Source organism: Nostoc sp. CCY 9925, from assembly GCF_963920935.1.
Taxonomy (GTDB): Bacteria; Cyanobacteriota; Cyanobacteriia; order Cyanobacteriales; family Nostocaceae; genus Nostoc.
Map to the genome: position 1 here is coordinate 20,147 of NZ_CAWUDO010000002.1, position 22,761 is coordinate 42,907.

At 41.3% G+C, this 22,761-nt stretch carries 18 protein-coding genes; 12 read left to right on the forward strand and 6 right to left on the reverse strand.

Annotation, left to right across the window (positions count from 1 at the left end; all coding sequences use genetic code 11):
• Positions 1 to 74: 74 nt before the first annotated feature.
• A complete protein-coding gene (locus tag ACM0OY_RS01275) occupies positions 75 to 266 on the reverse strand; it encodes a hypothetical protein (protein ID WP_414567090.1) in 192 nt (63 codons plus the stop codon).
• Positions 267 to 510: 244 nt separating this feature from the next.
• Here ACM0OY_RS01275 and ACM0OY_RS01280 point away from each other — a divergent pair, with 244 nt between their 5' ends.
• From ACM0OY_RS01280 to ACM0OY_RS01305, 6 genes are all read left to right on the forward strand, one after another.
• Positions 511 to 1,179 carry a DUF1614 domain-containing protein gene (locus ACM0OY_RS01280; RefSeq protein ID WP_414567091.1) on the forward strand — a complete coding sequence of 223 codons (669 nt, stop codon included), beginning with the start codon at positions 511 to 513 and terminating at the stop codon, positions 1,177 to 1,179.
• Between the two features lie 81 nt (positions 1,180 to 1,260).
• Positions 1,261 to 3,195 (forward strand): ATP-dependent zinc metalloprotease FtsH, encoded by a 1,935-nt coding sequence (gene ftsH / locus ACM0OY_RS01285; protein WP_414567092.1) that lies wholly within the window; start codon positions 1,261 to 1,263, stop codon positions 3,193 to 3,195.
• 1,009 nt (positions 3,196 to 4,204) lie between these two features.
• Complete coding sequence (locus tag ACM0OY_RS01290) at positions 4,205 to 4,489, forward strand: RNA recognition motif domain-containing protein (RefSeq protein ID WP_073642669.1); 285 nt, start codon at positions 4,205 to 4,207, stop codon at positions 4,487 to 4,489.
• Positions 4,490 to 4,686: 197 nt separating this feature from the next.
• Positions 4,687 to 5,853 carry a pyridoxal phosphate-dependent aminotransferase gene (locus ACM0OY_RS01295; RefSeq protein WP_414567093.1) on the forward strand — a complete coding sequence of 389 codons (1,167 nt, stop codon included), beginning with the start codon at positions 4,687 to 4,689 and terminating at the stop codon, positions 5,851 to 5,853.
• A gap of 379 nt (positions 5,854 to 6,232) precedes the next feature.
• A complete protein-coding gene (locus ACM0OY_RS01300; RefSeq protein WP_414567094.1) occupies positions 6,233 to 6,670 on the forward strand; it encodes a secondary thiamine-phosphate synthase enzyme YjbQ in 438 nt (145 codons plus the stop codon).
• Positions 6,671 to 6,986: 316 nt separating this feature from the next.
• Positions 6,987 to 8,063, forward strand: a complete 1,077-nt coding sequence (locus ACM0OY_RS01305) for a Rieske 2Fe-2S domain-containing protein (RefSeq protein WP_414567095.1) — start codon at positions 6,987 to 6,989, stop codon at positions 8,061 to 8,063.
• Positions 8,064 to 8,209: 146 nt separating this feature from the next.
• On the opposite strand, the gene ACM0OY_RS01310 is transcribed toward ACM0OY_RS01305, so the two are convergent.
• Positions 8,210 to 8,908: an SDR family oxidoreductase gene (locus ACM0OY_RS01310; protein ID WP_414567096.1), complete on the reverse strand. Its 699-nt coding sequence runs from the start codon at positions 8,906 to 8,908 to the stop codon at positions 8,210 to 8,212.
• Between the two features lie 386 nt (positions 8,909 to 9,294).
• On the opposite strand from ACM0OY_RS01310, the gene ACM0OY_RS01315 reads away from it, so the two are divergent.
• Positions 9,295 to 11,061, forward strand: coding sequence for a WD40 repeat domain-containing protein (locus tag ACM0OY_RS01315; protein ID WP_414567097.1), 1,767 nt, complete (start codon positions 9,295 to 9,297; stop codon positions 11,059 to 11,061).
• Positions 11,062 to 11,314: 253 nt separating this feature from the next.
• Here ACM0OY_RS01315 and ACM0OY_RS01320 read toward each other — a convergent pair whose 3' ends face one another.
• A complete protein-coding gene (locus ACM0OY_RS01320; RefSeq protein WP_414567098.1) occupies positions 11,315 to 11,950 on the reverse strand; it encodes a transaldolase family protein in 636 nt (211 codons plus the stop codon).
• A 138-nt stretch (positions 11,951 to 12,088) separates the two neighbouring features.
• Here ACM0OY_RS01320 and ACM0OY_RS01325 point away from each other — a divergent pair, with 138 nt between their 5' ends.
• On the forward strand, positions 12,089 to 14,614 hold the full coding sequence (locus tag ACM0OY_RS01325; RefSeq protein ID WP_414567099.1) for a cyclic nucleotide-binding domain-containing protein: 2,526 nt from the start codon (positions 12,089 to 12,091) through the stop codon (positions 14,612 to 14,614).
• 51 nt (positions 14,615 to 14,665) lie between these two features.
• Here ACM0OY_RS01325 and ACM0OY_RS01330 read toward each other — a convergent pair whose 3' ends face one another.
• Complete coding sequence (locus ACM0OY_RS01330; protein ID WP_414567100.1) at positions 14,666 to 15,517, reverse strand: Rpn family recombination-promoting nuclease/putative transposase; 852 nt, start codon at positions 15,515 to 15,517, stop codon at positions 14,666 to 14,668.
• 405 nt (positions 15,518 to 15,922) lie between these two features.
• Here ACM0OY_RS01330 and ACM0OY_RS01335 point away from each other — a divergent pair, with 405 nt between their 5' ends.
• The 3 genes from ACM0OY_RS01335 to ACM0OY_RS01345 all read left to right on the forward strand — a co-directional run bounded on the left by ACM0OY_RS01335 (position 15,923) and on the right by ACM0OY_RS01345 (position 18,835).
• Positions 15,923 to 17,104, forward strand: a complete 1,182-nt coding sequence (locus ACM0OY_RS01335) for a low temperature requirement protein A (RefSeq protein ID WP_414567101.1) — start codon at positions 15,923 to 15,925, stop codon at positions 17,102 to 17,104.
• 582 nt (positions 17,105 to 17,686) lie between these two features.
• Complete coding sequence (locus ACM0OY_RS01340) at positions 17,687 to 17,905, forward strand: hypothetical protein (protein ID WP_414567102.1); 219 nt, start codon at positions 17,687 to 17,689, stop codon at positions 17,903 to 17,905.
• A 600-nt stretch (positions 17,906 to 18,505) separates the two neighbouring features.
• On the forward strand, positions 18,506 to 18,835 hold the full coding sequence (locus ACM0OY_RS01345) for a hypothetical protein (RefSeq protein WP_414567103.1): 330 nt from the start codon (positions 18,506 to 18,508) through the stop codon (positions 18,833 to 18,835).
• 160 nt (positions 18,836 to 18,995) lie between these two features.
• Here ACM0OY_RS01345 and ACM0OY_RS01350 read toward each other — a convergent pair whose 3' ends face one another.
• Positions 18,996 to 19,877 carry a lysophospholipase gene (locus ACM0OY_RS01350; RefSeq protein WP_414567104.1) on the reverse strand — a complete coding sequence of 294 codons (882 nt, stop codon included), beginning with the start codon at positions 19,875 to 19,877 and terminating at the stop codon, positions 18,996 to 18,998.
• Positions 19,878 to 20,073: 196 nt separating this feature from the next.
• On the opposite strand from ACM0OY_RS01350, the gene ACM0OY_RS01355 reads away from it, so the two are divergent.
• Positions 20,074 to 21,051 (forward strand): lysophospholipid acyltransferase family protein, encoded by a 978-nt coding sequence (locus tag ACM0OY_RS01355; protein ID WP_414567262.1) that lies wholly within the window; start codon positions 20,074 to 20,076, stop codon positions 21,049 to 21,051.
• 32 nt (positions 21,052 to 21,083) lie between these two features.
• Here ACM0OY_RS01355 and ACM0OY_RS01360 read toward each other — a convergent pair whose 3' ends face one another.
• Complete coding sequence (locus tag ACM0OY_RS01360; protein ID WP_414567105.1) at positions 21,084 to 22,733, reverse strand: hypothetical protein; 1,650 nt, start codon at positions 22,731 to 22,733, stop codon at positions 21,084 to 21,086.
• Between the last annotated feature and the right edge of the window lie 28 nt (positions 22,734 to 22,761).

A 22,761-nucleotide genomic window follows, 5' to 3' on the forward strand; every position in this document is an offset into this window, starting at 1 on the left:
CTTGGTGAGATGCAATTTTGTTGTAATTCAGCTAGGTTAGCTGATTTTAATCACTTGTGCCTAGATAATTAAAGTTAACTTTGTTTGTATACTTGGAATCGCCACAGTAGAGCGATCGCCACGATGGCGATCGGTAATAAAACTATAATTAAGGCATTAGTTGTTGTTGCCGAAATTGAGAAATTTGGAGCAACGTACTTAATTAATACCGATATCAAAGCCGAAATTAGAAGTAATTTGAGAACAAATCCTAGCTGATTCTGCATAACAGTACGGTAATACACATTTTTCTGTTGGGTATACACGAATTTCGACCACACTATCTAGTTTCTAGAATAGAGACTAATAGATAGTAGATAGATAAAAGTCTTTCTTACCTACATTTTTCACCTATAACTGCCAATATTTCTAGCAGCTTAATCACTACTTAAGCATTTGTTGAATTAACCGATATAGCATCTTTAGATGTGTTTTTGTGTGAGATGACACAATCATAAATTTTCTCATCTGATGATTTACTTACCAGTTTCATTACTGCTATTTCTTTTGTTGTTACTACTACTACCATTCATTTGGTTTGCTGTGGCAGTAGATGTGGTAGAAATCGCAGTAGCCAAGCTGGGATTTTCTCCCAACATCGCTTTTTTATTGCTGGTGCTAGTAATTGCCACAAGCACTCTCAATATACCTCTATACCGCCTAGTAGCTCCAGTTCATCTGGCAGATGATTTTGCGACAGTATGGTTAAAAGAATTTTGGGGTATTCCTTTAAGGAGAGTTGAGCGTTCTACCGTGGTAGCACTCAATGTTGGTGGTGGCTTAATTCCTGTGTTGTTGGCACTGTACCAATTTGCTCACGCCAATACTCTAGCAATCTTGCTCGTAAGTGCGATCGTCACTGTCGTTAGCTATTATGCAGCAAGGGTTGTACCAGGAATAGGTATTCAAATGAATCCGTTATTGGCTCCCTTGACTGCTGCTTTATCTGCGATGTTAATCGCTGTACCCCATACTGCTGCTGTGGCCTTTGCTGGTGGTGTACTTGGAACCTTAATTGGTGCTGATTTGCTACATCTAAAAGATATCCAATCTATGAGTGCAGGAGTACTCAGCATTGGTGGTGCTGGTGTATTTGATGGCATTGCTTTATGTGGATTATTTGCTCTGTTACTAACTTGAAAAAGAGTCATTAATCATTTGTCCTTAGTCATTGGTAATTTGCAAAGGACAAATGACAAATTTAAATTGAGGTACATCAAAATGCCTGTTGAAACTAATAATAAAAGACCCATGAAACCGCCCAAAGCCCGCCAGTTTAGTGGCAGTTTCTTCGTTTTACTAAGCTTGTTGTTACTGCTGAACCTTATTGTTCCGAGTTTTTTTATGTCACGATCGCCACAGGTTCCCTATAGCACTTTTCTGGCTGAGGTTGAAGCGGGGAAGGTAGATCGAGCGATTGTCAGTAGCGATCGCATTCAATATACCATCAAAACTCAAACTCCGGATGGCAAAGTCAGCGAACAAGTCTTCATCACCACACCAGTAGGTATCGATCTAGATTTGCCGAAAATTCTCCGCCAGCATCACGTTGAGTTTGCTGCACCACCGCCAAACCAAAATGCCTGGATTGCTACTTTACTTAGTTGGATTGCACCACCGTTAATTTTCTTTGGGATTTGGGGCTTTTTAATGAGTCGCCAAGGAGGCCCAGCTGCACTCACGGTGGGTAAAAGTAAAGCTAGGATTTATTCGGAAGGTAGCACTGGTGTTAAATTTGGCGATGTGGCTGGTGTAGATGAAGCCAAGACAGAATTAGAAGAAATTATTGATTTTCTCAGAAACGCTGGAAAATATACTGCACTGGGAGCGAAGATTCCTAAAGGTGTGCTGTTGGTAGGGCCTCCGGGTACTGGTAAAACATTACTAGCAAAAGCGATCGCTGGTGAAGCTGCTGTTCCTTTCTTCAGTATTTCTGGTTCCGAATTTATCGAACTTTTTGTTGGTGTCGGTGCTGCACGCGTCCGCGATTTGTTTGAACAAGCCAAAGAACAAGCTCCCTGTATTGTCTTTATCGACGAGTTAGACGCACTAGGTAAATCTCGCGGTGGTGCTGGGCCGATTATGGGGGGTAATGATGAACGCGAACAAACCCTCAACCAGTTACTCAGTGAGATGGATGGCTTTGATGCCAACACAGGCGTAATTATTATCGCCGCCACCAACCGTCCAGAAATTCTCGATCAGGCTTTACGCCGTCCTGGTCGATTTGACCGTCAAGTTGTTGTCGATCGCCCTGATAAAATTGGTCGAGAAGCAATTCTTAAAGTCCACGCTAGAAACGTCAAATTGGCTGATGATGTCGATTTGAGTACCATCGCCATCAGGACTCCTGGCTTTGCTGGGGCAGATTTAGCCAATCTCGTAAATGAAGCTGCACTGTTAGCCGCACGGCGAAATAGCCAAGCGGTGACGATGGTAGATTTCAACGAAGGCATCGAACGTCTAATTGCTGGCTTAGAAAAACGCTCCCGCGTCTTGAATGAAACTGAGAAAAAGACCGTAGCTTATCACGAAGTTGGTCACGCTATTATCGGTGCATTGATGCCTGGTGCGGGTAAAGTTGAAAAAATATCCGTCGTTCCTCGTGGTGTCGGTGCTTTGGGTTACACAATCCAGATGCCGGAAGAAGACCGTTTCTTGATGCTGGAAGACGAAATTCGTGGTCGTATTGCTAGCCTTTTAGGTGGACGTTCTGCTGAAGAAATTATTTTTGGCAAAGTTTCCACGGGTGCAGCTGACGACATCCAAAAAGCGACTGAGTTAGCGGAACGTGCTATCACTCTTTACGGAATGAGCAACGAACTCGGACCAGTGGCGTTTGAGAAAATTCAACAGCAGTTTCTCGAAGGTTATAGCAACCCACGCCGTGCTATTAGTCCCAAGGTGGCTGAAGAAATTGACCGGGAAGTTAAGCAAACTTTGGATAATGCCCATCATATTGCCTTGACTATTCTGCAATATAACCGCGAGTTATTAGAGCGAACCGCAGAAGAACTGTTGCAAAAAGAAATTTTGGAAGGTTTGCAATTGCGGGAATATATTAGTCAAGCAAAATTGCCGACGGAAGTACAAGAATGGTTGCGGACGGGTAAGGTATCGCAAGATAAGCCATTGTTGCAAACACTGTTGGTTTAAATTTTCATGCAGAGGCGCCCCGAGGCAGAGAGTTAGTTTAAGTTAATTAATAATTGAGAAGCGTAGGTTTGTGTAGCCTGCGCCTTTTTAATGGGCTACATTTAAAATTTTATCTTTATCTCAACTCAAACTCAGCCAACCAAAAACCTGTAGCAAAAAGGCAATATCTTAATTATGTACGTTAGCGATCGCCTACAAGGTCAAGACAAAAACAAACCCACCATCCCAGATAATTATTATTCCTTCCTGAGATTTTTGGCTTGTTCGCTATGCCAACAAATGTAGAGACGTTACATTGCAACGTCTCTAACAACCATTTTTGAAATGAGGGGTCTTACCCCCATTTCCTAGCTGCATCATTGAGGAGATATAGCCGTAGTCAGACAGGTTAGGACATTTTGAAAGCATGGAAGCTAGGAATAGTAATACTTTTACCTCCTGCCTCCTGCCTTCTGCCTTCTGCCTCCTGCTATAAGATTCCCAGCGATTTTTTGATGGCGATCGCATTTCCATACACCTTTAATTAGGTCATCAGCCTTCGGTAAAGGGACGCAAATAAAGCTAACTAGCTATTACCGCCATTTGTCATTTGTTCTTCCCTATTTGTAAGGGTTTCAAGTATATTTACGTTTTTTAATATAGTTTGATTTATTCTGGCTGGCTTACTTAACATAAATGGCAATTATTTCGTTTGCATAGCCCCTCCAATTTTTCCATTGGAGGGAATTTGATTGCTCAAATTGCCTTGGTAGCGATCGCACTTCGGCGTCAATAGCAAATTGCGTTAATAAGAGTTTGTCAAATCTCGTACTTTGAAAAACGTCACAATCAGTTATTATATGAGCGTATGTGTAAGTTCAGCTAATGCTACCTGATTTACTGCTCCCCTCGAACATTCATCAAACCACTGCTGAATCAGAGAGGAATATGCAATATTGGCGTTGCAATTTTGTTAAATCTGTTTTTCAGCTGAACTAATCGCTCTTTGTTGAAAATTACCTGATCTCACATGACTATTTACGTTGGAAATCTCTCCTACCGCGCTACTGAAGCAGACTTAAGAGCAGTGTTTGCAGACTACGGCGAGGTCAAAAGAGTTGTCTTGCCTACTGACCGCGAAACAGGACGACTGCGGGGCTTTGCTTTTGTTGATATGAATGAAGATGCTCAAGAGGACGCAGCCATCACAGAATTAGATGGTGCAGAATGGATGGGCCGTCAGCTGAGAGTTAACAAAGCTAAACCACGAGAGGACAATCCACGAGGCAGCTGGTCGAAAAAACAAGATTTTTAATAACGATGAGTTTCTAGTATAGCAGATTATTTCTTGGTCTTGCAAGACTAAGTGACTGAAATTCACTAGAAACAATTAGGCAAGAAACAACTTCATACAACTATGCCCGACCGGTCGCGATTGGTTAAACAAATATCACGACTAGTCGGTTCTTCTCCAGCAAAAGATACTACAGCTACCTCGATCTAGATGGAAACATGGAATCCCTAACCTCTCGTATGCAGGCGATACAATCGCCGATTATTCCTGTGGTTGGGGAACTAATTAAAAATTCTCCTGGAACAATCTCTTTAGGACAAGGTGTTGTTTATTACAGTCCTCCACCGGAAGCAATAGAGTTTTTGCCAAAATTCCTCGCCAAACCTGATAATCATTTATACAAACCAGTTGTAGGAATTCCTCCATTGGTGACAGCACTTGCAGGAAAATTGCAAGCCTTTAATGGTATTGAAATCAATGGGGAAAACTGCATCGTCGTGACAGCAGGAAGCAACATGGGATTTATGAATGCCATTCTTGCTATTACAAATCCAGGCGATGAAATTATTCTAAATACACCCTACTATTTCAACCATGAAATGGCGATCGCAATGGCTGGTTGTCGTCCGGTATTAGTAGAAACGGATGAAAATTATCAACTGCGAACAGAAGCGATCACTCAAGCAATTACTCCGAAAACACGGGCTGTGGTAACCATTTCACCGAATAATCCCACTGGGGTTATCTATAGTGAAGCCACCTTGCGTCAGGTAAATGAAATCTGTAGAACTCGCGGCATTTATCACATCAGCGATGAAGCCTATGAATACTTTACCTATGATGGGGTAAAACATGTTTCACCTGGTGCATTTGGTGGGAGTAACAAATACACCATTTCTCTCTATAGCCTTTCCAAAGCCTATGGTTTTGCAAGTTGGCGTATTGGCTATATGGTGATTCCTCAACATTTACTTGTCGCTGTCAAAAAAGTCCAGGACACAATTTTAATTTGTCCACCAGTAATTTCTCAATATGCAGCCTTAGGAGCATTGCAGGCAAAAGAAGAGTATTTGCAGGAAAATATTGGAGCAATTTCTCAAGTACGACAATTAGTACTAAATTCCTTGAACCGTCTCCAAGGTTTATGTACCATCACACCCGCTAATGGCGCTTTTTATTTTTTCCTGAAAGTTCATACCCAAATGGATGCTTTTGAATTAGTTAAAAGACTCATCCAAGAATATAAAGTAGCAGTTATTCCAGGTACAACCTTTGGCATAGATAATCAATGCTATTTACGCGTTGCTTATGGTGCGCTGCAACAAGAGACAGCAAAAGAAGGTATAGAAAGATTAGTTAAAGGTTTGGAAAATATAGTTAGTTAAGAGTAGAGACGCGATTAATCGTGTCTGTACAAGATTTAGGAGTTTGGAGTTGAGATTAAATTTTTAAAAGCATTACACTTTGTTAGCATACTCTTAATGAAATCAAAAATTTAAAATTGAACACATGACCGAAAACGCAAAGGATACAGAGCAAATAAATTTATTTATGGAGAAGCAAAAAAATGTACTTCGAGACGCATAGCGGAGGCAGCGCCGTGGGCGGGTTTCCCAACTTGAGGCGACTGCCGTCGAGAAATACGAATTCCTCAATTAGGCTCCTAAATTTATTTATGGGGATCAAAAATGTTTGAATTTTGTTAGCGCAGCTAAGCCGTGTCCGCGAGCGTCATTTTGAATTTTGAATTCGGAGCGAAGCGACGTGACGATTATTAATAAGTTAATTCAAATTGAAACTGAACCAAAAATTAATATTTATAATATAACGCCACAAATTCAAGAATTAATTGCTTCAACATCAATCAAGAATGGACAAGCTTTAGTATTCTCTCGACACACTACAACAGCTTTAGCTATCAACGAAAATGAAGTCAGATTGTTAGAAGATATAAAAGTGTTTTTGCGAAAATTAGCACCCGAAACAGACAGCTATTTGCATAATGATTTGCACTTGAGAGATGTTCCAGAAGATGAACCGATTAATGCTCACTCTCACTTAATGGCAATGATGCTCACCACTAGTGAGATAATTCCTATTGTTGATGGTAAATTAGCTTTAGGAACTTGGCAATCTGTGTTGTTTTTTGAGTTAGATGGGCCACGTAAAAGAACAGTATTTGTGCAAATTTCTGGTGAATAATGCAACTTTACACCTTTAGCCATCATCACAGACAAAATCCCCGATTTCTCAATGAAGACGGGAATCTGAGGATTGCTATAGAATACTGCTTCAATAGCTTAGTGTGAAAGATTACCGATTAAGATGTTTTGATAAAAATTGTGAGTTTCATTGTATTAAAAATTGAACCAGTTCTAGCAATTTTGGATTTTAGACTTTCCTGCGGAACGCTACGTGAACGGCTACACTCAGTCGAACAATTTAGGATTAAAAGTCTTTAGCAAAAGTTTGTTTTCTGAATCTCCAACATACTATCAATCTCAATTTTGTATTAGTTATGAAAAATAACGATAATTTTTTCTTACGTAACATTTGGTACTATGCTCTCCCTAGTAATCAGATTAAGCCAGGTACGATGGTCAGCCGCGTTTTCTTGGGAGAACCAGTGTTGTTAATTCGCGATCGCGATGGTAAAGTGGCAGCGATGCAAGACATTTGCCCCCATCGTGGTGTGCCCTTGAGCTGTGGCAGATTCGACGGGCAAGAAGTCGAATGTTGCTACCACGGTTGGCGTTTTAACTCTGGTGGACGGTGTACTGTGATACCGTCTCTTGTGGAAGAACAGCAGATGGATTTAAGCCGCTTCGACGTGCAGTCTTATGCAGTCCGGGAAACCCAAGGAAATATTTGGATATACATACCCGATCGCGATAATCCTCAGCCTCCTGGTTATGAGATGGAAATTCCGGTGATTCCAGGATTTGAGGAGCGATCCCTACGGGGGGCTGGGCCAACGCCACAGTTTGTACACGTTATGCGCTTCCCTTGTTTTGTCGATCATGCAGTGGTAGGTCTGATGGACCCCGCCCATTCACCTTATGTTCATCGCGCTTGGTGGTGGCGAAATGAGCAATTACATGAGGAAGTCAAGCAATTTGATGCTTCGCCCCACGGCTTCACAATGCGGCGACACCGATTACCAGCCAATGGGGGTCGTTTATATTGGCTGATTGGTGGTGGTGTACCGGAAACAGAGATTTCTTTTCGTTTACCTGGAGTCAGAGTCGAAGAAACCACAATTGGTAAGCATCGAGTCGTTAATTTAACCACAGTTACACCCATTTCAGACACAGAAACCGAGGTAACTTTTGCTCTTTACTGGACACTTCCTTGGGTGGGATTTTTTAAACCACTGCTGCATGTTTTGGCTGAGACTTTCCTCGGTCAAGACCGAAGTGTGGTGGAAAAACAGCAAATTGGACTTAAATATAATCCTGTGCTGCGATTAATTAAAGACTCAGATATGCAGGCGCAGTGGTATTACCAGTTGAAGCGAGAATATGCTCGTTCAATCGCAGAAGGACGGCAATTTGTCAACCCTGTTAAAGATCAGATACTTCGTTGGCGTGCCTGATTATTGGAGGCAGGGGAGCAGGGGAGCCACTGCGGTCTTGGGGTCTCCCCAAGTGGAGCAAGTGGCGTAGCAGGGAGCAAGGGAGAGGAACAGTCGTATTGAGTCCAAAAATTTGGATAATTTATTTTTTGGAGTTGCCTTAGCGATTAATCCAAGCTAAATTCTGCAAATTCTGTTTGCCCGAATAGCATATTTCGGTCTACCGCTGACAAGATTTTATTATGAGCGCGTTGGTGCAGCCCGCCGTAGGCATCGCTATTTAAACAGCGACAAACTAACTCAGCTACATCTTGGCGATTTATGCTACCAATAATCCGCGGATCTTCAGTTAAAACGCCATTACCCGTTGCTGGTTCTGACTTGAGTCCACCAGGACGGATGATGGTGTAGGTGAGTCCACTGGCAATTAAGTGTTGTTCCGCTTTGTCTTTTTCGGCTAAAACTGTCCCCAGTGCTGCTAAAGCTTGGGGAGATAAAGCATTTACACTATCACCAGCACCAATGGAAGACACAAGAATAAAGTTTTGGACTCCAGCTTTCACTGCTGCATCGACCAGATTTTTATTACCGAGATAATCCGGTCTTTGTCCATCTGCTGGTAAACCGCCAATTGTACTGATAACAGTGTCAATCTGTTCATCTGCTTGTATTGCACGTTCTACATCGCCAACATTTAAGGCATCTCCCTGAACTACTTGAATGCCAATTTTTTCCAATTCACTAGCAACTGTTAGTGTTCTCAGGAGTGCTTTTACCTTTAGCTGTTGTCTCCTCAAGCATTGGGCAATTTCTCGACCAACACCGCGACTCGCGCCAGCCAGAAAAATGTAAGATGCACTTGTCATAGTCAGCTTAACTATTTATGTCCAAAGGATTCTATCAGAAGATTGGCACTGATTAATAATTGCTTGAGGATTAGTCCCCATCTCAGGACTAAAGTGCTTACTACGAACTTTTTTAACCTGGGTTCATCAGACTTGCTAGACTACTAGAACTGTTTCCCTAGAGACAGTATCTTGTTTTCCTTGTCCGTTAGAATTAATTGATATCATGTAAATTCTATGTAGCTCAGCTACATCTGTTTATGAAATGTCTAAGTGCTATCCAGATGCTTATGCTTGTGTTCTATTAGACTACTAAAATTACTGAATTCTTAATTAATTAAAGATTATAAACTTGAGTAATTCCATTGGTATAGCTTACCTTAGGTATGCAATAGTGTGCGCCTCTAATGCAGATGGATTGGATTAGCTTGCTCAAAGCTCAACAAACTGACTTCCTTCAACGTGTGAAAAAACCCAAAACTTACGATTTGTCTTTGCTCGAAAGTCAAGTCAAAGGTTGCCACACAGAAATTATGGCATTTTGGGGTGAAGCATTAGCGAAACTCCAAGAACTCTCCCGCGAACAAGCAGAAGTTCTCGCCAAAAATCCGCCCCCCATGCCCCCTGAATATCCTGAACCGCCGGATTGGACGATACCTTTTCCCAAATATTTTGAGCAACAAGCCCAAGATTATCTTTTACGGGAAAAAATTGTCGATCGCATAATTGCCGAACGTTTAGGCAAGTTACTCAAAAAAATTCCACATGACACTTTAGAAAATATCACTTTAGATGATGAGGGAAATTTATCTGGCCAAAGCAAATTTACTTATGTATTCAAAGATAATCCTCAACTGAGTGTTCAAGTTTACGTCGCTGATGGTGAAAGTTTTAATGGTATTAAGAAAGACAAAATTAGATGGTCGGTAACTCAAGAAGATTTGAGAAATCACCAAGTCTTAATTTTTTTGTGTTTGTTTTATCCATCGGCAGGGAAATTAGGCTACGAAAAGCAGAGCATAATAACAGGCTTTTTGCCTACAAATCAACTAGAATTTACTGAACCAAAATTACACATTACTCCAAGTAATTTGTTATATGCTGGCGGATTGAGTTGGTATTTAGAATCACTTATTGGCAAAAAAGACACATCATCAATAATTCATGAAAGGACGATAGAAACAATCCAAACTCTACCACCAGAGCATTGTCTAAAAAAGGTAGTAGGTGACTGGGAATGCTGGCAGACTTTACAAGGGCATACCAGAGGAATTAATTGCTTGGCTTTTAGTTCGGGGTGTAATAATGGTAACGCCTTACCCATATTGGCAAGTGGTAGTCGTGGCGAGACAAAGCTATGGGATTTAAGCAAAGGCGAATTAATAGATACATTGTCAGAGTATCCTTGGGTGATATCTGGGCTAGTGGATGAAGTGAATTCCCTAGCTTTTAGTTCTGATGGACAGACTTTAGTCAGCTGCGGTGCAGACTCGACAATTAAAATTTGGCATGTGGGCGCTCTAGACTTAATAGATATCCTGCACAAACATCATGGAGTAGTGCGCTGTGCTGCTTTCACCCCAGATGGCAGGATGTTAGCTACTGGCGGAGATGACAGAAAAATTCTGTTTTGGGATTTGATTCACCGTCAGGTAGCGATCGCTCTTTCTTTAGATGATACAGCTGCTCATTCCTTGGTTTTAAGTCCAGACGGGCAAACTGTGGTCACAGGTAGCTATCGCAAAATTAAAGTTTGGCGCATTTCACGCCAGACGGGGATCAAAAGTTTAAAAGATACAGAACCACTGCATACTCTGATGGGTCATTCTCACATCGTTTGTTCCTTAGCAATCAGTGGGGATGGTAAACTACTCGTCAGTGGTAGCTGGGATCAAACGATTAAAATTTGGGAATTGGAGAGTGGAAAATTACTTCATACCCTCAAAGGACATAGAGATAGAGTGTATGCGATCGCTTTGAGTCCCGATGAAGAAATTATCGCTAGTGGTAGTGCCGATCAAACCATCAAATTATGGCATGTCCAAACTGGGGAATTGCTCGGTACGTTTACAGGTCATGGAAATATAGTTACAGCATTAGCCTTCACAGCTTCCGGTGAGATGTTGGTGAGTGGGAGTTTGGATAAAACAATTAAAATTTGGCAACGCAGTTAGGAGTAATGTCATGTTCGGTTGAAAACTTATCACTGGGGCGGACGCGGGGACGCGGGGACGCGGAGAGATTTGAATAATAAGATTTATCCGAACGTCAATCTGTTTTAGCTGACACCTGCACTCTAAATTTCAACTTCTGCTACTGAAAAATACAGCCGCTAGAATAATCAAACCTAAAAGTGCTAAAGGAACCCAGAGATTTGGGACATCGGACAAACTCATATTTAATTACGAATTAATTATCAATTACCAATTATTCTAAGCCGATGCCTCCTTGGGCGAATTCTTCAACAGTTTTTTGTGATAATTCATGAGTAGCGATCGCTTGCAACATTGCTAAAGGTAAAGTTAAATGATCCGCCCCGGCTTGCAATGAAGCTGCTGCTTCTTGGGGAGATTTAATACTAGCTGCTAATATTTCCGTGTCGCTACCTTTAAGTACGCTAGCCATTTCTGTGACTAAAGCAATACCATCGCCTAACAACCGAGTAGCGCGATTTACATAAGCTATGGCAATTTTCGCTCCTGCTTCTCGTGCTACTGCTGCTTGTGCTGCACTATAAATTGCTGTCACTGAACAGGTAATTTCTGAAGACAAACTTGCAACTACTTCAAAGCCTAACGGTGTTGCGGGAATCTTCAAAATTGTTTGCGAACCAATAATCTCGAAGGCTTTTCTACCTTCAGCTAACATACCCGCTTTATCAGATGCCATAAGTTGATAGTATAACGGGCCGTTTGTCAAGGTAACTAATTTTTTGAGTGTGGTTTCTGGTGGGGTATCGCTTTGAGCTAAAAGTGTCGGATTAGTTGTAATACCCTTTACCCAACCCCAATGCTTGACGATTTCAGCTTCAGATGCGATGGCCGAGTCTAGATATAATGCCATAATTTCCCCTGATAAAATTCACTAACTAGGATTTTGATGCACGATATTAATCTACAACTACATAAATAAATACAGTTCTTTTGACCAGCTTTCAAGGGATAATTCCTTTGATACGGCAACCTGCACGGAGAACCCAATATGACATCTCCAGAAACGGTTACATGGCTACAAGAACGCACGACTTTAGGAATTCTCCCACCTGAGGTGTTGAATGCGATCGCTCAAGTTATTGAAGAACAAGTTGTACCAGCACAAGTCAACCTTGTAGAGGAAGGTACTACTCCAGAAGCACTTTACATTCTCAAAGATGGTCAACTTGAATGCGACAATACCGATCATAAGAACTCAGCTTTAGTTCGTGGATTCCTTTCTGGAGCAGTCATTCACCTCCAAGAGTTGGTATTGGATGAGTTAGCCACGTTCACAATTGTTACCCTTACAGAATGTCACTTGTGGGTTATACCTGCTACTAAATTTCGGGAATTAGTCGCCCAATACCCGGAAATTGCTCAGGCTTTTTCCCGCCAATTGGCTCAAGAATTAGCTCAAGTCACCTCTGCACTGGGTTACGAACAAGAACGTTCCATCGCTTTGCGACCATATTTAGTTACCAAAGCGCAACGGGGAATTGTCGGTACAAGCCGCTATGCTATACGTCTGCGAGAGCAAATTCGAGAAGCCGCCAATGACCGCAAGTCAGTCGATATTTTTGGCGAACCAGGATTAGAAAAAGACAATATCGCAGCCTTAATTCACTTTGGTTCTCCCAAAAGACGAGAACCAATTATTAAAATGAATTGTGGTATTCTGCAAACGAGCGGTGCAGATTTATTTGGTCGCGTTGGCGGTAAACCAGGACTGTTAGAATGGCTGGGAGAAGGTACGCTAGTTCTCAACAATATCCAAGAATTACCCGAAGAATTATTACCTGCTGTGACGCAGTTGTTAAAAACTAGTACGTATACTCCTGTCACTCGTCCGGGAGAAGCAGAGGCCGAACCTCGTCCTAGTAAAGCGCGTATTCTCATTGTTTCCGAAAAAACTCTGCCAACAATCGATCGCTCTGTTGGTCATATTATTAAAGTACCGCCACTACGGTTGCGGAAAACTGATATTCAAGCCCAAGTAGAATATTATGTCAGTCTCTACGTTCGGGCTAGAGGCGTTTCCAAACCGCACATCACCCCAGAAGCTTTGCGCCGCTTACAGTCTTATGATTTCCCTGGGAATCTCAAAGAATTAAAAAATCTGGTAGAAAGAGCGATCGTCCAAGCTGAAAATGCTAGTGAATTAACAGAAGAAATCTTTTGGCCAGCCGAAACAAAGAAAAAGCGATTTCGAGTCAATCTTTTAAATATTTATCCCGATTTACGTAAATTTTTGCGGAGTCCTTGGTGGCCGGATCGGATTAATTATGGTTTTACTGCAACTGCTTTTGCAATTATTGTTGCGGTATTATTTATTGGCCCGCAAACCCGCGATCGTAATTTCGTTTTAAATCTATTTTGGGCTTGGTGGTGGCCTTTTTTCCTATTTCTGTTTCCCTTTTTAGGACGTATATGGTGTTCTGTTTGTCCCTTCATGATTTATGGAGAAATTACCCAAAAGTTATCTTTATGGTTATGGCCGCGAAAGCTCAAGCGCTGGCCTCGACAGCAAGCTGAAAAATGGGGCGGATGGTTTATGTTTGGCTTGTTCACCCTGATATTTTTATGGGAAGAACTCTGGCATTTAGAAAATACAGCTTACCTGAGCGCCTGTTTATTATTATTAATTACCGCTGGGGCGATGATTTTTTCTGCAATTTTTGAGCGGCGATTTTGGTGTCGATATCTTTGCCCCATCGGCGGCATGAATGGTTTATTTGCTAAACTTTCAATGACAGAACTTCGGGCACAACAAGGCATTTGTTCTGCCAGTTGTACCACTTATCAATGCTATAAAGGTGGCCCGCAAAAAGGTGAAGGGATGGAAACTAATGGATGTCCCTTGTATTCTCACCCAGCCCAGTTAGAAGATAATAGAGATTGCGTTTTGTGCATGACTTGTCTCAAAGCTTGTCCGCATCGTTCTGTGGAATTCAACTTGCGTCCACCTGGTATTGAATTGTGGACAACCCATGTACCCCGCGCCTATGAAGTGGCATTGTTGTTTTTGTTATTAGGTGGAGTATATCTGCATCGTTTACCAGAGTTGCAATCTTGGTTAGGGTTACAACTTGATTTAACTAATTTTTGGCAACACTTAGGATTATCGCTGCTAGTGTTAATTATCCCAGTGGCTTTTGCCTTGGCGGCTTATGGCTTATTGAAACTGTTCAACTTTAACCGTAAACCCAAATCATTTGTAGAGCTTGCCTATGGCTATCTACCATTAGTTTTGGGGGGTAACTTCGCTCATTATCTACGTTTGGGCTTGAGTGAAGGTGGACGGATTTTACCTGTAAGTTTTGCTACCCTTGGTTTGAATGGCGAACAACTGCCAATGTTAGTTGCTCATCCTGCTGTGATTAGTTTTTTGCAAGGTGCAACTTTAATATTTTCAGTGTTATTGACGATATTATTAACGCAAAAAATTGCGAAACAATCTTTGAGTTCGCTGCTTTGGCAACATTTAGCAGCGATCGCTTTGGGTGTTAGTATGTGGGCAATTATCGTGTTGTAAAAACAATACAAAATTCTTTGACTTTTGCCTGGTTTGGTGCTAATAGTTTTACTACTCTAATGTATTAAACCAGGCTTGTAGATCGGCGATCGCCTGAAAATCTAACAAAGCTTCACCGAGATTTTCTAATTGTTCTAAGGAGAGAGTTTCAATCCGCTTTAGCATTTCTTGGGGTAATTCTCCAACCCGTCGAGTCAGTTGACGGAGAATGAGCAATTGCCCTTCTGCTTTTCGTCCTCGTTGTTCTCCTCGTTGTTCTCCTCGTTGTTCGCCTTCAGCGAGAATTTCTTGATAAATTACTGACTCGCGCATCATATCCTCCCGAAACAATTGTCTAATCAAGTCCTGATTGTATTTTAGTCCGGCTAAGATTTGGGTGTAAGCCGAAATTTCTGTTCGTTGTCTGGGTTCAAGTTGATTCACTTTGGTTACAACTTGTTGCAACAAAGCTTGGGGTTGTGCGGTTGCGGTCAGTGGTGCTAAGGGTAACAAAGCCGGGTCATTGAGGAATGGTTCGGGATTTTCTGACCACATACAAATCACGCGATATTCATGAACAGTACTTTCAACTCTAAAGGCAGTTTCAATTACTGTTTCTGGTGCAGGCGGAAGTAATAAAACGATAACTTGCGTTATTGGTAAGCGATACAAACGATACAAGCGCACCCAATAATCTAGCATCCGCAAGGGTAGTGGCGGCGTAGATTCTAGTTTGGTTTGAAATTCCAGGTGGAGTATGCGTCCTTCTAGTTGTAAGAATGTCACATAATCTGCGCGAATTGGTTCAATACTCAATTCCGTTTTCAGGACTTTGACAGAAGTTTGCTGTGTTCCCAAAACCCAACTGGCAAAACGTTCTGGATATTTTTCTGACAGCAGTTTACAGAGGTTATCAAAGGACATTGACCACCGACACAATTAAACGAAGCATTGTTATTATCTCGTGTAGTGGTTTGAGTAGGCGATCGCACCATCGCTCAAGGAAGCTCATTATACTCTGAGCGTATCTTTTTAAATCCCTGTAGTATTTACATTAATATTCCATTTCTGGCTAAGTTTAGTTATCACACGGTAAAAAGATAACTAGCGGTTCCTGTTTGACTCCGTGGTTCAGAAACCAGAGGATATTGCTCAGAAAGTTCAGATATCGGATTCTCATTGAAGATATCTATTTTAAGACGATGGCGATCGCAACTAATTTAATTCCGAACCGCTTCTAACCAAACCGACACATCAGCTAAACTCGTAACACTCGCTAATTGCTTACAGCTAATGGTAAAAAACTATTAGCGATTCGCAATTAGCACTATGGCAAATTTTATCCAACCACCAAGGTTACGCATTGGTGAAGAGACTCAAGAAGAACGACACGCCACTTGGCTAGAACTTTTTTATGATTTGGTTTTTGTAGTTGCAGTTTCTCAACTTGCTCACAATCTCAAAGAGGATATCTCACTTTCAGGATTATTTGGATTTATTGTTTTATTTATACCTGTTTGGTGGTCATGGATTGGCACTACATTTTACGCCAACCGCTTTGATAGTGATGATGTTGGACATCGGCTATTGATTGGTGTACAAATGCTGACAGCAGCAGCAATGGCTGTGAATATACATCACGGTTTAGGCGAAAGTTCTCCTGGTTTTGCGCTTTCCTATGCTCTCGGTCGGGCTGTGCTGGTGATAGAATACGTTCGTGCCGGAATACACATACCTTCAGCACGTCCTTTAACGACTCGCTACGCAATTGGTTTTGCGATCGCTGCTTTGCTTTGGTTAATTTCGGCATTTATACCCGTTCCTTGGCGATTTGCACTTTGGATATTAGCGATCGTTATTGACTTTGCTACACCCTTAACAGCACGCAAGTTTCAACTAGGGCTACTTCCTCACGCTTCGCATTTACCAGAACGCTTCGGACTGTTTACGATTATTGTTTTGGGTGAAGCAATTATCGCGGTGGTCAATGGTGTCTCTGAGCAGAAATGGGATAGTTTAACCGTAATTTCCGGCGTGTTTGGTTTAATTATTGCTTTTAGCTGGTGGTGGGTCTATTTTGATAATCTCGGCGGTAAACCCATTGAAATAGCGCGGGCACATGGAAAAGTTGGTGTTGTCAATCTGTGGCTTTACACTCATTTACCGCTAGTGATTGGGATTGCTGCGGCTGGAGTGGGAGTTGAAGAAATCTTATTGAGCAAACCAGGTCTAGCCTTACCGGATTCCCACCGATGGCTGATCTGCGGTTCAGTGGCATTATGCTCGCTAGCTGTCGGTATTCTTCATAAATTTGGCGTCATCCGTTATTGCCAAATCCGTTCTAAGTATCGACTTGCAGGTGCAGTTGTGTTGATAGCGATCGCTCTTTTTGGCAAAGGGTTGTTACCGATCGCAGTCATCGCCCTTGTAGCAGTAGTTTCTGCTCTCCAAGTGGTTCAGGATTTGTACCAAAGTCGTCCCACTACCCGCTTGGCTGACCCAGAAATCTAACTCTTAGCGCACCCTTGGGGCGCACAGCTGTGCGTCCCTACGATGCATCCCCACAATCTAATATCAATTCAAAATTAAGAAAACTAGATAAAACAAGGGTTTGAGGGTATGTATCTGTCGCATTCTTGTTTTTAAATTCCATTTAAAACACATCTATCTTAAGTAGTATTTGACATAAATAATAAATAAATATTTATATAGTTATTTAAAGATTGTGTAATCTCAGCATTCAAGCCCCATGCTGTAAAGCTTGAAACTCAATTCATTACCGTCTATCGGAGGTGGCAGAACCAAAGAAAGAATGTCACGATTAGTAGATGTACCTGTGGGTAGTGAAGTCAAGTAGCTGAAATATTTATTAATATTGTTAATAGGTGATTGTAAATTCAGCCTTAGGAGTCACAAAAAATTCCTCAAGGCAACTAAGCTATTACGCTTTTAAATTGCACAGTCGCTTCCTAAGTTTGTTGACCGCTGACAGTTAACTGTCAACAGTCAATACAAAAAGATGTGCTGCGTTAAATGCAAAGGCAGCTTATTTCTCATTAACCACCACATTCTTCACCAACGGAGCAGAAGATCGTGAAAGACCAAAAACCATCAGAGTCTAAGGAATTCGTAGGAAATCTCAAGAATGGGATTTGGCTGTTTGGCTTGTCATCTTGGGTATTTGGTATTACAGATCGCAGTATTGCTTCATTTGCAGATGGCTATCTGTCGGCTTTGGATTTGACGCAACTATTCACAGCGGCGACGTTCTTTGTGGCATGGCTATTTTTAAAGCCTGTATCCAAAATTTAAAATCCGCGGCTTGAGTATCTAGTCACTCATCGAGCTGCTCTTGCAAAGACTCAGGAAATTATTTGGAGAAGAAGACTTTTGATTATTGTAGGAGGTGCTATACACAATGCATCAATTTTCTGCATTCTAAATAATTGGGGTAATTCTTTAAAATCTCACAATTACCTTGAAGTTAATACAAATATTTGCGCGTGTTGTATGAAGGTCAACAAACTTTGTATTTGCTGATTATACATTGATTTCAACATGATGAGTATTTTTCATCATAATTTAATGCATTCAATAAAATTAATGCTCTACCATAAAGATATTGGTAAATGCCTAGAAAAATTTTGTAACTTTCCGGAATTGGTCAGAGTGCGGTGGTAGTCTCTATCAGATAAGTAATTTATACTGAAACTCTATAACTAAACCTCCGGGGTATATAACCCCATATTAAAAGCTCGGTCTTCATGACCGGGCTTTTAATGTAGGTAGCGACAAGGCGACGCGGAGAATGATATGTATAGCTATAGGAATCAAATCGGATTCCTGAATCACTCCTAGAGAGAGGGAACTCTCAACAGGGAACTAATAAAACCTACATTATTTGTAACCAATATGAAGTTTTTTGTTCCAGCAGCCAAGGACGATGTGAAAGCAGAACAGGTGTATAATGCTCTGGCTCAGTCTGTCCAAGCACCAATAACTGAAAAGCGTATATGGAAATTACAGTGGTGTGACAATGAAACTGAGATGAAATGCGAAGTAGGTAAACCTTTACCATCGTCTTACCAAACAGGAAAAGAGCTAGTTTTGGCAATCTTTGAGTGTGAAAACCTTTATAAAATTTGTACTCTTACCCGTGGAGGAGTCAAGGGAGAACCTATCTTGGTTGTGAAAAACTCTCAATCCTCAGCAACATATTTTTCAGATAATCTAAATAACTGACTCTACTGTTTACATAAAAGTAAATGCGTAGACGTAGCCCGTAGTAGATATCGCCTTGGTAACATAATCAATAAAATTAGTTCAACGGAACTCTCTAGGTATAACCAAGTTTCAAATTTCAGAGACAAGACATTGTAGGTTACCAAAAAGCAGGAAAGTATTACTCACGGCTTTCTTGTGATAATTGCGCTGTTTGGGTTGCTAAGTGTCGCTCCAACCAATTTTCTAAATCAGCCAGCACTTCTTGATAATTCAGGTCACTTTGAAGCTCGTGATAAGCACCTGGATACTCGATTCTCAGTTTATCTGGGGAACTCACCCGCTGATAAAAAATTTTCCCTCCCTCAGGTAGAGTTACTCGGTCTGCTCCACCGTGAAGAATTAGCAATGGTAATTGCCAGTCAGCAGCATGGGCATTAACCCAGTCAACGGTTGCAAAGAATTCTGTGGCTAGACGGGCGCTGGCTCTAGTATGGCGCAAAGAATCTTGGGCATAAGCGGCTAAAATTTTCTCATCCCGCGAACCAGCAGAAAGATCGAGTCCGGTATTTAAAGTAAAACGCGGCCAAACTCGTGAGAGCAGTTTTCCTATAACTAACCGGGTTTTTGACACACCAACCTTTCCTAGAGCTGGTGCTAAAGTAATTACACCTTGTAATGCAGATGCTTTCTGAGGATAACGCAGAGCATAATCCAAGACAATCACTGAGCCTAAGCTATGACCTAAAAGAAAAATTGGGCTTCCTGGGTGTTGGGTTTTAATTAATTCTAAAAAGGCTCGGAGGTCTTCACGAAACTCACTCCAACGATTAATGTAGCCTCGTTGACCTGGTGAACGTCCATGACCGCGCAAATCAAAACCGTAGACAGCGTATTGCTTGGGTATGAAATGTTGAATTAGGTTATTGTAGCGATCGCTGTGTGCTCCCAATCCATGTACGATCGCTAATATCGCCTTCACCTTTCCTTGTGGATACCAACTTTGGTAATACAGTTTTAGCTTCCCGACACCTTCAAATGTATCTGCTTTATGTTGGCTCATCAGATTAATTTGTTACGCTTGTTCCCAATTAGTTACTAGCTTATCAAGGTATATTGTCAAGAAAATCGCTTCTGTCTTTAGGAAGAATTACTATTTTAAACGGAACTTACGAAATAAGACGACATAAGCTTGATTTTTGGGAGATTCTGCTAGGATGAATGCAGATAAAGCCGCCATACGTTTATCGGTGCGGTCAATGCAAAATCCAAAATTTAAAATCGAAAATCTTTTGACATCAAGTCATCAGCAAGAAAATAATACGCAATCAGAAACATTTCCACCCTTGAGTGATGCTAGCATTGCCCGGGTAAAAGAAGGTGTAGCTGCGGCTGGCGATCGCGCTGTTCGCCAAATTGTTGAGGAAACTCTCAATGGTCTTGAAGCCACTAATCAAGACGATTCTGAACCTAGAGTTAATGGTTGGTTGCGACGGTTTGTAATGCGATCGCTCATTCATACTCTTTTCCAAGTACAAGTCGAACACAGCGAAAGGATACCTCAGCAACCAGCAATCTTAGCAGTTAACCATCTCCACCATATTGACCCATTACTCCTATTAGCAGAACTTCCCACCCAACCCTATTACTATATTCTGGGCGATGCTCGTACTCTTTATAACAAGTGGTGGAAGCGCTTCATTCTCGGTTTTGCAGGAGGTGTAATTCCTTTGAAACGGGTGTGGAAAGAAGAAGTAGCTGTGATGAAAGCGGCTAAAGCCGGAAGGGAAGATTTAGTTGACCTAGCCGCAGCAATTGAACAGACAGTACCCACAGGGGAAGATATACAGACATTGCGACAGATAGACCGGATTATTCTTGCAATTTTGGCTCGTGGCCATGGGATGATTCTGTTTCCCGAAGGACGATTGGGAACTGCTGAGGCTCAGTTGCATCTACCGTTGAAGCGTGGGACTATAATTTATGCCTTGCGTGCTGGCGTACCGATTATTCCAGTTGCACTGATTGGAACTCATGACCTCTATTTGAGAAAAAAGTTAATTGTAAGGGTGGGTGAACGGTTACAATTTGCCTCAACAACCAGACCAAAACGCCAAGAAGTAGACGTAGCTTTGCAAACTTTAGAGAAAGCAATGCTTGGTTTGTTACCAACTAATTATCAGGAACCAACAGGCTTAAAACCGTTACGTTATTTCCTGAATCATATGTTGTGGTAAAAAATTACTTTTAAATTCTGAATTATGCTGTATTATTTACCTTGCCAAACTCGTTGAAACGAGTGAAAAATTTTGGCAAATGTCTCTTCTAACCAAAGCATAATATAGTCAAGCCATTCGAGAACTTTCTCTAGGGGATGTTTCTCATAACCTATCGCAGTTGCTTTGGTTTCTATCCAGTCTGGCTGTGCTTCAACTTCTGTGCTTTGAGAAAACTGCTGTTCAACAATTTCCCCTTTATGATTCTTGTTATCAACTTGGGAAATAGTCCCTTCAGTTTGTTGAAAAGAGGTGACTTTTGCAGATGTTTTGGGAATTGAGGCGAGATTACGGGTTGTTTTTTTCCTTTGTACTAAGCCGGATTTGACTTGAGGCTGTTGTGGAGTCAAATTCTTTGGCCAAGAAAGCCCTGCTGATAAACTTGAGGCTAAAGCAGGAGTTGTGTTTTCAGAAAGTGTAACTTCTTTGTCTGCAACTTTTTCGCGATCGCCAAACAAATCACTCCACGTTAACCAAGGATCTTCTATTAAATTCTGGTTTTGCAACTGACGGCTTTTAGATAAAGCTTTTTTTGGGTAACTAGATAATAGTCTATCTGGTTGGTCGTTAGTAGTTGTTGACTCAAGTGTTTTTCTATTACTAACGCCAAAAAAGTAATTAAGTGCTGCTTCAATTAAAGCCTGAAAATTCAGTGTATGAGCTTCTAAATCATCGGCGTTAACTGCAATTTCTCCCTTAGCAGTTAACTGTTCTTTTCCATAAAGAAATATATTTAACTGACTTTGTGCAGCTTTGACAATTTCTTGGCTACGTTGTTGAACGGGTATTAAAGCATTTGATTCTACTTTGGCAAGAGCTATATCTATTATTTTTAATAACTTAGTTGAATCAAGTAAATTGTTTGATACACCCTCAGTTAAAATTGGAATTTTAACTGGATTTTCTCCAGTCAATTTTGCTAATAAACCGTCAATTTTTGGTAATAATTCTTTTTCTTTTTTAGCTGAAGCTAATCGCCAATATTGCCAGTAATGAGCAACTTCGCTAATAATCCGGTCTTCTAATTTTGCTTGCTGCTGGGGTGTCAAAACATCGAGAATTTCATTCTCAGCAGTAACAAGTACCAAATTACGATTCAGCAAATTTGTGGCAATTCCCCGTATGTCTCTAAGATGCTGCTTGAGAGTATTTTTTGGTTGTGAGGATTGGATACTTGCGGCTGAATTATCTGTAATAGTTGAGGAATGAATAATATTAGTGTTATTTGTCGAGTTCTTAGGCAGAGATTTCCCTCGAAAAAATCCGAAAATGCTGAAGGGATTGAAGGATTTAGAGGTTTTTTGTGGAGTAGCGTTCGCTTCTTCAGATGACAGAGAATAAACTGTCTCTAATACATGCTCAATGGGAGTATCAACATTTAAAGAAGTTTCCGGCTGAAAACCGGTATCATTTGATGGTAAATTCAGCCTGGATTGTGGTTCTTTGGTGTGTAATGTTTTAGTATCTGATTCAGATGACTGAAACAGTAGATACACTGGATAAAGAAGTAATTCCACACCCCACTTAGTAGCAACTTGCAAGTGCCGGAAGGTGTCTTCCCACTGTTCTGTCAACCGCCGAGATTGCTGGTGGACAAAATTAAATAGTCTGCTTTGATAACGACCAGAAGAACCAGAAGACATAATAGTAAATTTTGAGTTCGAGTCTTGT

Bases quoted from the DNA above. Each gene is read 5' to 3' on its own strand.
- ACM0OY_RS01360 (WP_414567105.1), bottom strand. From the start codon at position 22,733: ATGTCTTCTGGTTCTTCTGGTCGTTATCAAAGCAGACTATTTAATTTT.
- ACM0OY_RS01280 (WP_414567091.1), top strand. From the start codon at position 511: ATGATTTACTTACCAGTTTCATTACTGCTATTTCTTTTGTTGTTACTA.
- ACM0OY_RS01355 (WP_414567262.1), top strand. From the start codon at position 20,074: ATGCAAAATCCAAAATTTAAAATCGAAAATCTTTTGACATCAAGTCAT.
- ACM0OY_RS01315 (WP_414567097.1), top strand. From the start codon at position 9,295: ATGCAGATGGATTGGATTAGCTTGCTCAAAGCTCAACAAACTGACTTC.
- ACM0OY_RS01275 (WP_414567090.1), bottom strand. From the start codon at position 266: ATGCAGAATCAGCTAGGATTTGTTCTCAAATTACTTCTAATTTCGGCT.
- ftsH (WP_414567092.1), top strand. From the start codon at position 1,261: ATGCCTGTTGAAACTAATAATAAAAGACCCATGAAACCGCCCAAAGCC.
- ACM0OY_RS01290 (WP_073642669.1), top strand. From the start codon at position 4,205: ATGACTATTTACGTTGGAAATCTCTCCTACCGCGCTACTGAAGCAGAC.
- ACM0OY_RS01325 (WP_414567099.1), top strand. From the start codon at position 12,089: ATGACATCTCCAGAAACGGTTACATGGCTACAAGAACGCACGACTTTA.
- ACM0OY_RS01350 (WP_414567104.1), bottom strand. From the start codon at position 19,877: ATGAGCCAACATAAAGCAGATACATTTGAAGGTGTCGGGAAGCTAAAA.
- ACM0OY_RS01345 (WP_414567103.1), top strand. From the start codon at position 18,506: ATGAAGTTTTTTGTTCCAGCAGCCAAGGACGATGTGAAAGCAGAACAG.
- ACM0OY_RS01305 (WP_414567095.1), top strand. From the start codon at position 6,987: ATGAAAAATAACGATAATTTTTTCTTACGTAACATTTGGTACTATGCT.
- ACM0OY_RS01295 (WP_414567093.1), top strand. From the start codon at position 4,687: ATGGAATCCCTAACCTCTCGTATGCAGGCGATACAATCGCCGATTATT.
- ACM0OY_RS01310 (WP_414567096.1), bottom strand. From the start codon at position 8,908: ATGACAAGTGCATCTTACATTTTTCTGGCTGGCGCGAGTCGCGGTGTT.
- ACM0OY_RS01320 (WP_414567098.1), bottom strand. From the start codon at position 11,950: ATGGCATTATATCTAGACTCGGCCATCGCATCTGAAGCTGAAATCGTC.
- ACM0OY_RS01335 (WP_414567101.1), top strand. From the start codon at position 15,923: ATGGCAAATTTTATCCAACCACCAAGGTTACGCATTGGTGAAGAGACT.
- ACM0OY_RS01330 (WP_414567100.1), bottom strand. From the start codon at position 15,517: ATGTCCTTTGATAACCTCTGTAAACTGCTGTCAGAAAAATATCCAGAA.